At 45.8% G+C, this 15,500-nt stretch carries 11 protein-coding genes; 3 read left to right on the top strand and 8 right to left on the bottom strand.

Annotated elements, in window-relative coordinates:
* Positions 1-12: 12 nt before the first annotated feature.
* The 8 genes from FN831_RS04970 to FN831_RS05000 all read right to left on the bottom strand — a co-directional run bounded on the left by FN831_RS04970 (position 13) and on the right by FN831_RS05000 (position 6,070).
* Entirely contained in the window at positions 13-942 is a 930-nt protein-coding gene (locus FN831_RS04970; RefSeq protein WP_142527100.1) for a VTT domain-containing protein, read from the bottom strand.
* A gap of 182 nt (positions 943-1,124) precedes the next feature.
* Positions 1,125-1,439: a hypothetical protein gene (locus FN831_RS04975; protein ID WP_142527101.1), complete on the bottom strand. Its 315-nt coding sequence runs from the start codon at positions 1,437-1,439 to the stop codon at positions 1,125-1,127.
* A complete protein-coding gene (locus FN831_RS28065; protein WP_246101346.1) occupies positions 1,436-2,104 on the bottom strand; it encodes a hypothetical protein in 669 nt (222 codons plus the stop codon). The genes FN831_RS04975 and FN831_RS28065 overlap by 4 nt, the downstream gene beginning before the upstream one ends.
* Before the next feature lie 117 nt (positions 2,105-2,221).
* Positions 2,222-2,833 carry a radical SAM protein gene (locus FN831_RS28070; RefSeq protein ID WP_246101347.1) on the bottom strand — a complete coding sequence of 204 codons (612 nt, stop codon included), beginning with the start codon at positions 2,831-2,833 and terminating at the stop codon, positions 2,222-2,224.
* Entirely contained in the window at positions 2,826-3,575 is a 750-nt protein-coding gene (locus FN831_RS04985) for a prolipoprotein diacylglyceryl transferase family protein (protein WP_142527102.1), read from the bottom strand. The genes FN831_RS28070 and FN831_RS04985 overlap by 8 nt, the downstream gene beginning before the upstream one ends.
* Positions 3,576-3,731: 156 nt before the next feature.
* Positions 3,732-4,358 carry a hypothetical protein gene (locus tag FN831_RS04990; protein WP_142527103.1) on the bottom strand — a complete coding sequence of 209 codons (627 nt, stop codon included), beginning with the start codon at positions 4,356-4,358 and terminating at the stop codon, positions 3,732-3,734.
* Between the two features lie 200 nt (positions 4,359-4,558).
* Complete coding sequence (locus FN831_RS04995; protein WP_142527104.1) at positions 4,559-5,422, bottom strand: SDR family oxidoreductase; 864 nt, start codon at positions 5,420-5,422, stop codon at positions 4,559-4,561.
* A gap of 78 nt (positions 5,423-5,500) precedes the next feature.
* Positions 5,501-6,070, bottom strand: a complete 570-nt coding sequence (locus tag FN831_RS05000; protein WP_142527105.1) for a Crp/Fnr family transcriptional regulator — start codon at positions 6,068-6,070, stop codon at positions 5,501-5,503.
* Positions 6,071-6,253: 183 nt separating this feature from the next.
* On the opposite strand from FN831_RS05000, the gene FN831_RS05005 reads away from it, so the two are divergent.
* The 3 genes from FN831_RS05005 to FN831_RS05015 all read left to right on the top strand — a co-directional run bounded on the left by FN831_RS05005 (position 6,254) and on the right by FN831_RS05015 (position 15,471).
* On the top strand, positions 6,254-10,396 hold the full coding sequence (locus tag FN831_RS05005; RefSeq protein WP_185960385.1) for a hybrid sensor histidine kinase/response regulator transcription factor: 4,143 nt from the start codon (positions 6,254-6,256) through the stop codon (positions 10,394-10,396).
* 237 nt (positions 10,397-10,633) lie between these two features.
* Positions 10,634-13,759 carry a SusC/RagA family TonB-linked outer membrane protein gene (locus tag FN831_RS05010; RefSeq protein ID WP_142527107.1) on the top strand — a complete coding sequence of 1,042 codons (3,126 nt, stop codon included), beginning with the start codon at positions 10,634-10,636 and terminating at the stop codon, positions 13,757-13,759.
* Between the two features lie 11 nt (positions 13,760-13,770).
* Positions 13,771-15,471 (top strand): RagB/SusD family nutrient uptake outer membrane protein, encoded by a 1,701-nt coding sequence (locus FN831_RS05015; protein WP_142527108.1) that lies wholly within the window; start codon positions 13,771-13,773, stop codon positions 15,469-15,471.
* Positions 15,472-15,500 lie beyond the last annotated feature (29 nt).

Consider the following 15,500-nt stretch of genomic DNA (forward strand, 5'->3'; position numbering starts at 1 on the left):
CAGAAATGGTATTTAAGTATATGCTATTCTTCCACCTGATTTTGCCCATTCGTCAACCCCGCCCAATAGGGGTCTGATACGTTTTAAGCCTGACCTGCGCAATTGCTCGGCATATTTAGCGGCAGTGAGTTCATTGGGACAGGAACAATAAACGATGATCTCATCATAGGCAGAATAGAGATCAGCGATCTCAGTTAAGTTAATATCACTGATTGGTATTGAGCCGGGGATAAAGCCATTTCTTGTCCGTTGGTCCGCTGGGCGTGCGTCAAATATGATGGGGCCTGAGCTTCCCTCTATTAATTCGAGCAGATCAACGACTGTGACCCGGTCAGATTTAAATTTCCTGATCAGGCGGTACCGTTGCAGCCATTTTACAAACAGGTAAATACCAAAAGAAATGATAAGGATGAGCACTCCAAACTTTCCAAATTCTGTTAATGTCGCAATCAGGCTACCAATCTCGTGGCGGAATAAGACCCCCAGGCTTACGGCCGTTGTGCTATAAACCGCCGCACCGATCAGAGAGAAAACGATGAATGAAACTATAGGCATCGCGTAAACACCGGCCACTACCGGGGCTAAAGTGGAAAGTCCCGGAATAAACTTTACAACGGTAAGGGCAGGTGGCCCAAAACGGCTAAAAACATCGCCACTGCTTTTTACGCAGGAGTCTGGCGATAATGAGATCCTGCACAATTTTCCAAGAACACTGCTGCCCAGTCTTTTACCGGCAAAGTACAAAATAATATCTCCAATCAAAGAACCTATCGTTGCAGTCCCTAGGAGTGAAATGATATCAGCTACTGTTGCAGGGGTGACTGCTGCCGTAAGCATAAGTATTGCAAATGCAGGAAGTGGCAGCCCAACACTTTGGAATAGTGTAATAAGAAAGATGATCCAAAGCCCATAGGCTTGTACCAGTTCAATTAGTGTGTTCATCGATTAATGCAGACGGTATGTTAAAATTAAAGTTTTTAACGATGAATTTGTTTGTACAGTTAAAATTTTACGATAGCATGCTTTTTGTAAAGTTAAGACCGTCATCACTGTATATATTCACGACAGACAAAATAACCAATATGCCAACTAAAGCTGCTTGATAGTTTTCTCAGACAAATCACTTAGACACCAGCAAAGCAGGTACCAAGACCAATAACAAGAATAATCAGGCCAGCCAGTAGCCATACCCATTTTCTGCTTGCAATAGCAGCGATCACGCAGACCACAAAATGAAAGCCTGCAAAGAATACGGCAGCCAGCAGGCCTTCATCGCCGGCGATATTGCCACCAATGGTATACAAGGCAAAAAACGCCAGATTAAAACCCAGGATCTTTGCGCCCTCTCCTGATTTGTTATCAGGAGAGGGCACGTTTGCCGGTTCTATGTCCCGCTTTTGCTGTCCCTCGTAGGGAGTTTTCTGTTCTTCACTCATCATACCTGTATTTCATTTCTTAAAGTTTCAAGATAAGCCGCCTTGTCATCCCTGTAAAACAGGTTCATCGTTTCAAATGGAATGATCTTCATGTCCTTATTTACAATGTGTACGCATGATTTTTTAATTGCGCGAACATCAAAATTCTGTGCATCAATAAAATTCATGATGATAATACGGAACAAGTTGTCGTATCCCAGACCAGGGGCGTCAATATCCGGCAGACAGCACATGATAGATTTCAGGTGCTCCTTGGCCTTTTCGACAGAGTTGCCGGTACTAAACATATGCAGGAGGTGCGACTTCAGTTGTTCATCCTGCTCATAGATGATCGTATTTTTTGAGTTGTCCAGTAAATCGTCCGGGTTAATCATCCGGGTCAGCGGAAACACCTTATCTCCAAGTTTAAGCGCATAGCCCATTACCAATGCATCGGGATTACAGGGAACAGGTAATAAGTCCTGCGCCGTAAATATATCCGTTTGCTCCAAAATCGCGGCCCGCACCTCGGTCAGTGTATACCTGTCGGTGGCCGGGTTAAAGTTCTCCAGCCGGCCGGCCTGTTGTGTGGGCTGAAAGGTCACTCCGCGAATGCAGGGCTGTTTGAGTGCATACTCAATAATCGCCCCGATCTCATCCGTGTTCAACCCTTTCTGTAAAGTTACCACCAGGGTAGTGGAGAGGTTATACTTGTTCAGGTGTTCGATGGCTTTTAATCTTACATGACGAAGATCCTCACCTCTGAGCTGTTCCAGGGCCTCTTTTTTAAAGGAATCAAACTGCAGTTAAATTTCAAAATCCGGCATGTATGATGCCAGCCGTTGCACGAAGGCTTCATCCTTTGCAATGCGGATACCATTGGTATTCACCATCAGGTGTTTGATCGGTTTGCGCTTGGCGATATCCAGGATGTCAAAAAACTGCGGGTGCACTGTAGGCTCGCCGCCACTGATCTGTACCACATCCGGTTCACATTCATTTTCTACGATCACGTCCAGCATCTGTTCTATTTCCTGCAGACTGCGGTGCCGTCCGTAGTGTGGCGATGACATTGCGTAGCAGGTGGGACAAGCCAGGTTGCAGCGGTCGGTTACCTCCACCACCGTCAGGCAGGAGTGCTGCTCATGGTCAGCACACAGGCCACAGTCGTAAGGGCAGCCAAAGTGTGTCTCCGAATTAAACTTCAGCGGCATCTCACTGCGCTTTGCATAGTTGCGGCAGTTTTTGTAATATTCAATATCTGTAGCAATCAAAACCTTCTCAAAACCGTGGTGACGGCAGTTCTTGAGCATATACACATTGGTATCTTCAAAAACTATCTTGGCATCAATACGCCTCAGGCAGGTCGAGCATAAGCTAATAGTAAAATCGTAATAGATATAAGGACGTTCAGGCATAAGCTTTGAGAGTTTGGACAGGATGGAGGAATATTTTATAATAATAGATCAGGCCAGCCAGACTGGCGAGCTGGATAACTGAAAGGCCGAAATCGAAAAAGTATGCTGGTTTGATAAATTCAATTAAAAAGCGGAAGCTGAGATATGCGGCCATAAAGAGTTTAAACTTTGCACCATCTTTAAACTCCATGCCTGCAGCTGCCAGATATAATCCCAGGCCAAACAGCAGCCAGAAAAGTATTTCATACAGATTTGTAGGGTGCCGGCGTACGCCATCTCCAAAGTCAATGGCCCAGGGCAGAGCGCTTGCGGTGCCATAGGTTCCATCTTCCAGTCCCGCCAGGAAACATCCCGTACGGCCGATGATCATAGCGATAATTAAAGGAAAAACCATCAGGTCGCCCGAAGATGCGGTTACGCCCAGTCGCTTTTTGGTCAGTTCAACACCAATCAATCCACCGAGCAGCCCGCCAACGATTGTTGTGTTTCCCATAAAATACCTGAAGTTTAATGAGGTCAGGAGTACAGGGTTTTCGAGTACGCCGATCAGGTGCGAGCCAAGGAAACCACCAAGTGCAGCACCAACAAAGATAATCAGGCGGTGATGACTGCTGATTTGATCGGCAACATGTCTTCTCAGGTAAGTATAAAAACGGTAGCCTACCGCATACGCCAGGGTTTCGCACACAAAGTGAACTGGTATAGAATGGGATCCCAAAGGAATGTTAACCGGAAAATGCATATCGCTGATTCATGTTTCAATTCCTTTATTTTGCAGCAGTAGATGTCGACTGAAAATTAAAAATTACAATCTAAAAATAATTTTTCAATCAACAATTAGGTTCGCGAAAAATAAGAAATTTTTATTGCTGCTGTATCATCAGCTTATTGTGAAAGATCAATTTCCATGTTCCTCCATCAGATACATCAGGTAGTCTAAAGATTCACGGTCCTGATCACTTTTAACTGTTGTGGTCCAATCCCCAAAAATGTCTTTTGTTTTTTTAACGGATACCAGTTCGCGCCCATTCTGATCGGTCGCAGTTGTTGAAAAATCACCAAAGATATCTTTTGAGGTCTTAAGCGTTATAGAACGCCCGTTCCCTTGAGTGATTTCTACAATCTTGTCTCCAAAAATGTTTTTTGAACTTTTAACGGAAGATAGTGGACGTCCGTTCTGGTCTGTAACCGTTTTAATTTTATCGCCGAATAAATTTGTTGAGGTCTTAATCGTTTTTGATGTTCCCTTACCCTCATCAATGTCCACGATACGGTTTCCCAGGATATCTGTTGATTTCTTTATCGTACGTATAGTTTCACCATTTTGACCGGTGACACTTGTGATTTTATTTCCCAGTATATCAGTTGAACGCTTAACAACTTTAATTGTATTGTGATTCTGATCGTAGTACGTTATACTCGTATCACCGAAAATATCCACTTTTACCGAACTCGTATAGGTCTGTGCATAAGCTGTCACACTGCTAAGGATCAAAACTGCGAATAAAAGGCCCGGTGATTTCATAATTACAGGTTGATTTGGTTTTGGAATTATGACCTAAAGTAAATAAAATAGTTTAATAGGGTAAATCGATAATTCTTAACGAATATTATTTGTTGGGTGATCCGGATTAAAACTGCCCGTGTAAATTCGGATTATACAGAAAAAACGGTTTGAACTACCCGGCCCGGGCAGTTCAAACCGTTATCAGTATGAAATTGTGATTAGGCCAAAAGTTCTTCCATGCCAAATGCTGTCAATACTTTTGCATATTCAACTTGTACAGCATCATTGGCTCTTTGGACAATGTCTCCTGTGGATTGGTTGACTACTGTCCTCAGCGGCCTTTGACCTTTTGGCAGATTGATCAGTTCAACAACTGCATCTGCAATTTCCTGTGGATCCGCTTTTGTGGTTTCAATCATTTGACCAACGGCTGCAAACATTTTATTTGGAATATCTGCGATTGGGGTATACGCTTCCAAAACTGAGGCATCAGAACCGGCCTGGGTCTTTTGGGACATTTCGGTGGGAAATGCTCCTGGTTGAATAATAGCAACATCGACACCAAATGGCCTCACTTCATAATGTAAACCTTCGCTCAGCCCTTCCAAAGCAAACTTTGAAGCGCCGTAGACCGCTGAAAATGGTGCAGCAAATCTGCCCCAGCCGCTCGAGATATTAATGATCAAACCTTCTGATTGTTTACGCATAAATGGTAAAACCAATTTCATTAGTCTCCATGGCGCGATAAAATTGACGTCCAGCATCCATTGCAAATCTTCAGTAGTGGAACTTTCAGCAACACCAAATATTGAACCGGCTGCATTATTTACCAGGACATCAATTCTTCCTTCTGCTGCAATAATGGTATCGATTGCCTGTTTAACACTGCTTTCGTCAGTTAATGACACATCCAGAACAGTGACATTTTCTACCTGCGCAAGCGCTTTTGCTTTGTCAGCGTTTTTTCCCTGTGTATCTCTCATGGTCGCATATACTTTATGGCCAAATGACGCAATCGATTTGGCTGTAAGCCATCCAAACCCACTGCTTGTTCCTGTGATTACTACAATTTTTTTGCTCATCTTCTTGTTGATTAAAATTATAATGCAAATTTTGATAACTGAAGCAGCAAACCATTTATCATTTGGTAAAAACTAATATCAACGGATATTTTTTCTTATCCTGCTGAATGATTGTTGTGTAATCCCCAGGTAAGAAGCGATATGGGAAAGCGGAATACGATTGACAAGTCCCGGGAATTGTTCAATAAAGGATAAATACCGGGTGGTTGCATCTTCTGAAACCAGGGGGCTCCTTCTTTCAATCGTTTTTAACAAACAGTTTTTCAGGATCAGACCTGTTATATTGTCCCATCCAAGGATTGTATTACCGATCTCGTCCCAGTCTTTCTTGGAGAAAACAAGCATTTTACAATCGGTAACAGCTTGTATATATTCAGAAGCCACTACTTGTGCTTCAAATCTTTGCTGGTCGGATACAAAATTATTCTCGTCTACGAAGTACTGCGTGATATCTTCGCCTTTATTATTGTAATAGCAGAAACGAACGACACCTTCAATAATAAACCCAACGTACCTGGGAATCTTTCCGGCTTCAGAAAAATATTCGTCCTTATGAAGCTCCAGCGTTTTTGCCTTGCTCGTGATAAAGTCTGTCTGCTGTTTGTTGAGATTCCCAAACTGCAATATGTAATCAATGAACTCTTTCATGTAGTAAATTTCGCCATTATTTAGGGCAGTTCATTTACCATTTGATAAAAAGTTATCAATCCTGCCTGCACCATCACAATAATTTCCCAATGCTGAAGCGTTTTATTTAATAAATATTGCTATATATTGCAGAAGCGATTTATAACCAGATATAGTGCAATGAAGGGGCTGAGCATTTTTTTAATGTTAATTGGTTTTACAGTGTACGGGCAGGTTCCGTCTGGCCGGACAATGCATTATACCCAAAAAGACGGCCTTTCCTTCAATATTATTAATAGCATTATACAGGATAACCAGGGTTTTATCTGGTTTGCCACGGGCAATGGGCTAAACCGTTTTGACGGTATAAATTTCCGTACGTTCAAATCAGATCCACAGGATTCTTCAGGTTTACCCGGTAATTACATTCAGAAAATTTTCAAGGACCATCAGGGCACCTTCTGGTTATCGTCCCGCAAGGGCCTGTATAGTTTTGACCTGAAAACCGAAAAGTTTAGTAAACACGCTGTGGCAAAGGCAGCGCAGCGGGCAGATGTGACATGGATCTCAGAAAATACAAAAGGGCGACTTTGGATAGCCACCAGTGCGAATGGCTTCAGTGCTCTTGATCAAAGGACAGGGGATTTTGTGAATTATACCATGAAAAACCTGAAAGGGCTGCCCAGCAATGATATCCTCTGCGTAGAGGAAGATTCCGGCGGAAACCTTTGGGTGGGTACCCAGGATGCCGGGCTTTGTGTGTTCAGGATCCGTAACGGAAGGCTGGCTGAAAGAGTTTTCAAAGAAAATAAGGGGCCTGGTAACAGCCGCGTCAACAGAATTTATCGGGACCACCGCAATAATTTATGGATAGCCAGCGCTAACGGCCTGTGGTTTTACAGACAGCAAACACAGAGTTTCCATGAGTTTGATGCGATGCGCTATCATCTGCGCAGTAATGTGTTCCTCTCGCTGATTGAAGACAGTCGCCACCAGCTCTATATAGGTTTGCAGGATGGGGGACTTTACCATATTGATATGGACAAATTTGCAGGGGCTGATCCGGCCGGTTTTGTGTTTGACCAGGTAGAGAATGAAAAAGGTTATAACATCACCCCAAGGTCTGTACAGGAACTGTTCCTGGACCGGGATGAGAACCTCTGGCTCGGTACTTATGGTGACGGACTTTTTATGGTGAGCAGAAAAGCTGCGAAGTTCCAGCTGTTCCGGAAAAAGATGACCGATAACAGTGGCGAGAGCGATGTGCGTTATTATGGCATGTGTATGGATGCAGAGGGAAACCTCTGGCTGGGAACAGATGGCGATGGCATTTACAAGACACGCCGCGATGGTACAGTGATCAAACATTACCGCGCCACCGGGACACCGGGCAGCCTCACAGACAACGCGATTCTCTCAGCTTATAAAGATAGTAAGGATAACCTGTGGTTTGGTACGTATGCCCGGGGCTTACTCTTATATAATCCGGAAACGGATGGATTTATCAGTTTTAAACACGACCCCGCAAACCCATTATCCATCCCTGGGAATGATGTGCGGGTGATCCGCGAAGACCGAAACCACAACATCTGGATCGGAACCAATGGTGGGGGATTAGGCAGGTTGAATCCCGCTCATACGGCATTTGAGAGCTACAATACCTATAACAGCGGAATTACCTCTAACGATGTTCGGGCAATCGAAACAGATGAAAAAGGTAATCTCTGGCTTGGGACCTACGGGGGCGGAATGGATTATCTAATCACTGCAAAGAATGTGATACATCCATTCATGCAACACGAAAATGACAGGATCAACCTGGCCGGAAAAATCATTTATGCACTGCACATGGATCAGCAAAAACGCCTTTGGATAGGCTCGGAAGGCGAAGGCTTGCTGGTCTGCTATACCAATAAGAATACGGTACGCCGGTTGAGTGAAAAGGATGGTATGGCAGACAATACCGTATACGCCATCCTGGAGGAAAGTGCGGGGAACATCTGGGTGACAACCAATGACGGCATTTCCAAGGTGGACCTGGCTAAACATAAAATCTATAATTTTAACAGTACCGACGGACTGCAGGGAAAACAATTCAATTCGGGATCAGCCATTGTTGCCGAAAATGGCAACCTGATGTGCTTTGGGGGTACAGAGGGATGGAACATGTTTCACCCCAGGGAGATCAGGCCCAGTACATACAAACCGCAGATCAGGATTACGGGACTTCAGCTATATGGCCGCGAGGAAAACGATAAAGGCGACCTCAAACATATCAGCCAGGACCGCGGGATCATTTTGCAGGCTAGCCAGTCGGTATTCTCAATTCAATATGCGGCACTCAACTTTGTTTATCCCCGGGATGCGCAGTTTGCCTATAAAATGGAGGGTTTGGATAAGGACTGGAATTATGTGAAATCACAGCGCTCCGCCACTTATCGCTACCTGCAGCCCGGCAGATATACGTTCAAAGTAAAAGCAACCAATGAGGATGATGTATGGCAGGATCATTATGCCTCAGTCGACATCCTCATATTGCCACCCTGGTACAAGAGTTGGTGGGCATGTACAGTGTACATTGCTGTGGCAGCGCTGCTGATCTACCTGCTGATCCATTATAAAGCCAAGCAGACCCAGCTGCGGTACCGGATCAAGATCGCGAGTCTTGAGGCAGAGCAGGAACGCGAATTGCACGAGAACAAAATCTCATTCTTTACCAATATCTCGCATGAATTCCGCAGTCCGCTTACACTGATTGTAAACCCTGTAAAGGAGATGATCAAGGAACATGGAACACCGGATAACCTCGAAAACCTGACGATCGTATACCGCAACGCAAAAAGAATGCTGAGCCTGGTTGATCAGCTGCTGCTTTTTGGAAAGGCCGATACATCTGCCGACAGGCTCACTATTGCAAGGATTAACCTGATCAGCTTATGTGAGGAAGTGTTCCTGTGTTTTACCTACCTCGCAGCAAAAAAAGGTATCACTTATCTTTTCACAGAGAATTATCCGGAAGCAGAAATCTATGGCGACCGTGAAAAAATAGAGATTGCCTTATTTAACCTGATTTCCAATGCGCTGCGGCATACGCCTGAAGGAGGAAAGGTCACACTCGATATTGCTGAAGACCAAGAGGGCGTTTGCATACGAGTGATCGATACCGGATCAGGAATACCTGCGGAGATCGGGCATAAGGTTTTCGAGCGCTTTTACAAAGTACCGGATCAGAATAGCTCGAGGGGTGGATTTGGTATAGGACTGTTCCTGGTAAAAAACTTTGTGGAGAGCCATTCCGGGCAGGTGGATTTTAAGAGCCTGCCCGGGCAGGGAACTACATTTTCAGTCAGCCTGCTGAAGGGTAAAGAACATTTTGCAGCTTACCCGATCCATGATGATCAGCCGGAAAGTTCCCTGATGCTGGATGAGCTAAATGGTTTTGATGAAAACATGGAGGCAGACAAGGAACTGAATTCTGCAGTAGCTGTGGAAAAGGATCGCCGGACCATAGCAGAGGGACTTTCCTCCGACATGCTCACTATGCTGATCATTGACGACAATGAAGAACTGAGGCATTACATTGAAAAAATCTTCAGGGACCGGTTTAAGCTGTTGAGCGCAGCAAACGGAGAGGAAGGGTTACGGCTGATTAACCGTCACCTCCCGGATGTAATCATCTGTGACGTACTGATGCAGAACCTCAATGGGATAGAACTTTGCCGCCTGGTAAAAGCGGATCCGGCGCTGAATCATATCCCCCTGATCTTGCTTACCGCAAGCACTTCCTCAGAGATCAGGCTGCGCGGGATAGAGTGCGGTGCCGACGATTATATCAGTAAGCCTTTTGAAAAAGAACTTTTGATGGCCAGGGTGGAGGGACTGCTGAAAAGCAGGAACAACCTGCAGACGTACTTCTACAATAAGATCACTTTAAAATCTGCCAATATGAAGATCTCTGCGGAGTATAAGGATTTCCTTGACCGCTGTATAGAGATTGTGGAGAAGCATATTACAGACCCTGATTTCGGGATCAGCACCCTGGCCGACGAAATAGGCATGAGCCGTTCCAACCTCTATACGAAAATCAAGTCCATCTCGGGCCAGTCGGCCAACAGCTTTATCCGCTTTATCCGCCTGCGCAAAGCAGCCGAGATTTTTATTAATACAGACCTCACCATTCAGGAAACTATTCTGAAAATAGGTATCCGTGATAACCGCTATTTCAGGGAGCAGTTTTTCAAACTGTTTAACCTTAACCCTTCAGATTACATCAAAAAATACAGAAAGACATTTAGCAGCAGGTATACGGTTAATAAATCATTGTTAACTGTAAAACAGCCTAAATAGCCTATTTTTTGTTCAAATCTCCCTGCTTTTTTGGGAGTTTACCCCTCACGCCGAAGCTGGAATATATCGACTTTAGTACCATTCATCCCCGCTCCAAATGCTGGGGTGATCAGTATGTAACAAACCAAATATTATCGTATGAAACGAAATCTACAAAAAAATCTTTCCGGGTGCACGTGACCGCTGGCTAATATCCAGGGTTTAAATTCTTCATGTGTCCACCTAAAAATCATTATCATGTATTATAAAGCTGCTCTCCAAAGGAGTATTCTATCCATGACAGGAATGTTCATTTTCCTGCTCATCTCTTCCAACGCTTTTGCTCAGCAGGTGCTGCGCGGAAAAGTAACAGACAGTAACAATCAGCCGGTGCCAGGTGTAAGTGTAAGGGTTAAAAACGCAACTACGGGAACCAGTACCGATGGTCAGGGCAACTTCCAGATCAGCCTTGCGGATAACAATGCCATCCTGCAGTTTTCTTCTGTGGGGTATACCTCTCAGGAAGTAGCGGTTAGGGGCCGTACAACTGTCAATATCGCCCTGGTAAGCAATGATCAGGCGCTGAGCGAGATTGTTGTAGTAGGTTACGGTACCCAAAAGAAAGAAACGGTAACGGGATCCATTTCGCAGGTGAAAGGTGCCGACCTGGTAAAAAGCCCGCAGCCCAACCTTTCCAATTCACTGGCCGGAAGATTCTCCGGTGTGGTTATCAATAACCGCGGTGGCGAGCCGGGGGCAGACGGATCTGATATCAGGATACGCGGACTGGCAACTACAGGCAGCAACACCGTGCTGGTGGTGGTAGACGGTGTTCCAGGGCAGATCGGCGGACTGGAGCGTTTAGATCCGAACGATATTGAAAGCGTTTCTGTACTGAAAGACGCTTCTGCAGCGATTTATGGTAACCGTGCTGCAAACGGCGTAATCCTGGTGACCACCAAAAAAGGAAAATCGGGGAAACCACAGATCAATTATTCATTTAACCAGGGCTTTAGCTCGCCTACACGTCTGCCGGAACTGGCAGATGCAGCTACCTACGCGCAGATCATGAATGAGATCAACTACGATTCCAATCCGGCAGGAGGGCTTAACCAGTCGTACAGTGCGGACCAGATCCAGAAGTTCAGGGACGGTTCTGATCCTTTAAACTATCCGAATACCGACTGGGCGAAGACAGTGCTGAAAAGTGTTGCGACACAACAGCAGCACAGTCTTTCGGTGAACGGGGGAACGGACGATGTAAAATATTATATGTCGGTCGGGACCATCAGCCAGTCGGGACTTTTTAAAAATGGTGCCACAAAATACAATCAGTATAATTTCCGGACCAACCTGGAGGCCAATATCAGTAAGCGCTTAAAAGTAGGCCTGTCGCTCTCGGGCAGGGAAGAGGACCGCAAATACCCGATCACGAGTGCTGCCGACCTGTTTCGTTCACTGTACCGCTCCAAACCAATTATCGCACCCTTTTATCCCAATGGTTTAGCTACTACAGGAATCGAAAACGCCAATCCTGCCGTATTGGCCACAGACCTGGGGGGTAATACCAATAATCCAAACCAGGTCCTGAATGCCATCCTGCGTGGCAGCTACCAGATTCCCGGCATTGAGGGAATGTCTGTCGATGGTTTCTTTTCTGCTGACAAATCAAATGCCTTTAGCAAAAGTTTTAATAAGCCATATGTGCTCTACAATTACATAGCCTCAACGGGCGTCTACAATCCAAACATCGTTGGGGGCAGCAATTCAAAGGCTACACTGACAGAGTCTCAGCGTCGGGAATCACTCCTAACTTCCAACATTAAACTGAATTATGCACGACGTTTTGGTAAGCATGATATCAATGCTTTCGTAGGTTATGAGCAGAGTAAGAACAATCTTGAGTACTTTGATGCACAGCGTTTCAATTATCTCTCTACGCAACTGCCGGAATTATCACAGGGTGGAACAGCAGCCACAGACTTTCTGAACTCGGGTTACAGTACCAACTATACCCGCCGCAGTATCATCAGCAGGCTGGCCTATACTTATGATGAGAAGTACCTTTTTGAAGGTCAGCTGCGCCGTGATGGATCGTCTATCTTCGCTGCAGGCAACCAATGGGGAACTTTCCCTTCGGTCTCTGCCGGATGGAGGATCAGCAAGGAAGCATGGTTTAACAACAGTGTACACTTTTTTGACGACCTGAAACTGCGGGCATCCTATGGATCATTGGGTAATGATAACGTGAATGGCTTCCAGTATTATGACAACTATACCCTGGTAGGCAATGGCTTTGTGGCTCAATCGCCGGGTGGGGTACCCACTATCCAGCCGGGAGTAGCTTTGTCTAAACTTGCCAATCCGGGAATTACCTGGGAGGTAGCCAAAAAACTCGACATCGGTATCAATGCTACTTTCCTCAAGAATTTCACCTTCGAGGGAATCTATTTTGAGCAAAAACGCTCCAGCATCCTCGCCGCCAGAAATGCATCCCTGCCAGGCTCTTCCGGTATTGTTAACCCTTATAACGATGGCTCCGTAAATTACAACCCACTGGTACCTTCGGAGAATATTGGTAAGGTAAACAGCAAGGGTTTTGAAGGTACCTTAGGTTACAACCATACCGGTACAGAATGGAGATGGGGAGTGTCCGGGAACCTTACTTACGCAAAAAGTAAGATCGTATTTATTGACGAAGCAGCCGGTACGCTTGGATACCAGCGCCAGACCGGGCAGCCGCTCGGGACTTACCTGTTGTATAACAGCATTGGCATGTTCCGTACACAGGCCGACCTGGATGCCTATCCGCATGTAACGGGTGCAAAGGTGGGTGACCTGAAGTATGAAGATTACAATGGAGACGGGGTAATCAATGCTGATGACATGACCAGATCCAAATATGGCAATATCCCGCAGGTTACCTATGGGTTTAATTTCAATGTATCCTATCACAACTTTGACCTGTCGGTTTTATTCGCCGGACAGGCAAAAGTGAGCCAGTATGTATTACCTGAATCAGGAACGGTGGGTAATTTCTACAGTAGCTGGGCCGACAACAGGTTTAGCCCAACAAACACCGAAGGCACATATCCCCGTGTAACTGAAAGGGCTTCCAATGCGATCAGCGGAGGACAGTACAGGAATACTTTCTGGCTTAACAATTCTGCATTTCTGCGATTGAAAAATGTAGAGCTGGCCTATAACCTGAAAACGGATTTCCTGTCTAAAATCAAAGTATCCGGCGTACGCGTTTTTGCCAGCGCTTTTAACCTCTTCACAATCACAAAAGTGAAAGACTATGATCCTGAGGGAAGCAGCGAAAGCGGACAGTTCTACCCGCAGCAGCGGATAATCAATTTAGGTGCAAACGTGAAATTTTAAGAAGAACGAAGATGAAAAACAATTATAAATCAGCTGTTTTTATCGCGATCAGTAGTCTGTTGGCACTGAGCGCATGTAAGAAAAACTTTTTGGAAACGACCGCTACGGACAGGATCCCTACCAATACCCTTACTTCAGATACCGCAGTTTTTGAGGCTTATGTAACCAATGAATACATAGGTACCAGGCTGCAGGACAAAGAAGCCGATGGCAGTAACCCAGGTTTCGGGCGCGGTTTTGAATACAGTATGGTGAGTTCGATGACCGATGAATCGGTTTACAACAATGACGATAATACCTGGCTGATCCAGCGCGGTCAGATGGCGCCGGAAAATCTGGGTGCCATGGGGGTCTTCTGGGCAAGGAGTTACCGCAGTATCCGTGAGTGCAATTACGCCCTGAGTGTGCTCCAAACCATTGGTATGAGTACGGGGCACAAGAATATGCTGGAAGGTGAACTGCGCTTTATCAGGGCTTTCCGCTACCTGGACCTGATCCGCAATTATGGACGTGTAGTGCTGGTGGGCGACAAAGTGCTGGGGCTGACTGACAATCTTCAGGATCCTGCCTTGTTTAAACGTGAAACCATCAAAGCGGGTATAGACTATGCTGCGGCAGAATTTGCTGCAGCGGCGGCTAAACTGCCACTGACGAATAGCGGAACCTGGGTGCTGGGCAGGGCAACCAGAGGGGCTGCGCTGGCACTTAGAGGACGTTTATTGTTGTACGCGGCAAGCCCACTCTACGCTACAGGCAGCTGGACAGATGCTGCAGCCGCCTCGCAAGAGGTGATTGCCCTGAACCTTTATGGTATCTACCAGGGCGGATATGCAAATATGTTTCTGATCAATGAAACCAATGAGGCTATTTTTGAGCGTCTGTTTACCAAAAATGCCAACCACACACATCTGGAAATTGCCAACGGGCCCAACGGTTATGGCGGCTGGGCCGGAAATACGCCCATGCAGAACCTTGTAGATGTATATCAGATGACCAATGGGTTGCCGGCAAACAGTAGCAACCCCTTATACAATGCGGCAATGCCTTATGCCAACCGTGATCCGCGCTTTGCGGCAACTATTCTATACAACGGTGCAGCTTACCGCGGCCGGAATGTAGAAACCTTTATCCCGGGAGGACTGGACAGCAAAGACGGGCAGGACAACTGGAATACCACCAAGACAGGCTATTACCTGAAGAAGTTTATGAATGATGCCTATCCGCTGCAAAATCCATGGGGCTTTGCCGGCTTCCAGCCATGGATCTATATCCGCTATGCGGAAGTACTGCTCAATTATGCTGAAGCCAGCAATGAAGCTTATGGGCCTCAGGGAATAGGCCCAGGTGCAACCATGACTGCTGTACAGGCCGTAAATATGATCAGGGGGAGACAGGGGGTAAATATGCCGGCAATCCCGGCAGGAATCAATCAGACGGATATGCGCACGGCAATCCGCTATGAGCGGCAGGTAGAGCTAGCATTTGAGGAGCATCGTTTTTATGATGTTCGGAGATGGAAAATTGCTGAAGTGACTGAAAACCAACCGGCAATGGGTGTTATTATTACTAAAAATGCAGACGGAACATTTACTTACACACCAAAGGTAGCATTGGACGGGCGCAAGTTTGAAACGAAGCATTACTGGCTGCCTATCCCACGCACGGAAATTTTATCTTCTAACAATCAGCTGGAGCAAAACCCGGGATACTAATGAATTACATGCCCAGGGTTTTGACCTGA

It is taken from the genome of Pedobacter westerhofensis (assembly GCF_900182595.1).
Taxonomy (GTDB): domain Bacteria; phylum Bacteroidota; class Bacteroidia; order Sphingobacteriales; family Sphingobacteriaceae; genus Pedobacter; species Pedobacter westerhofensis.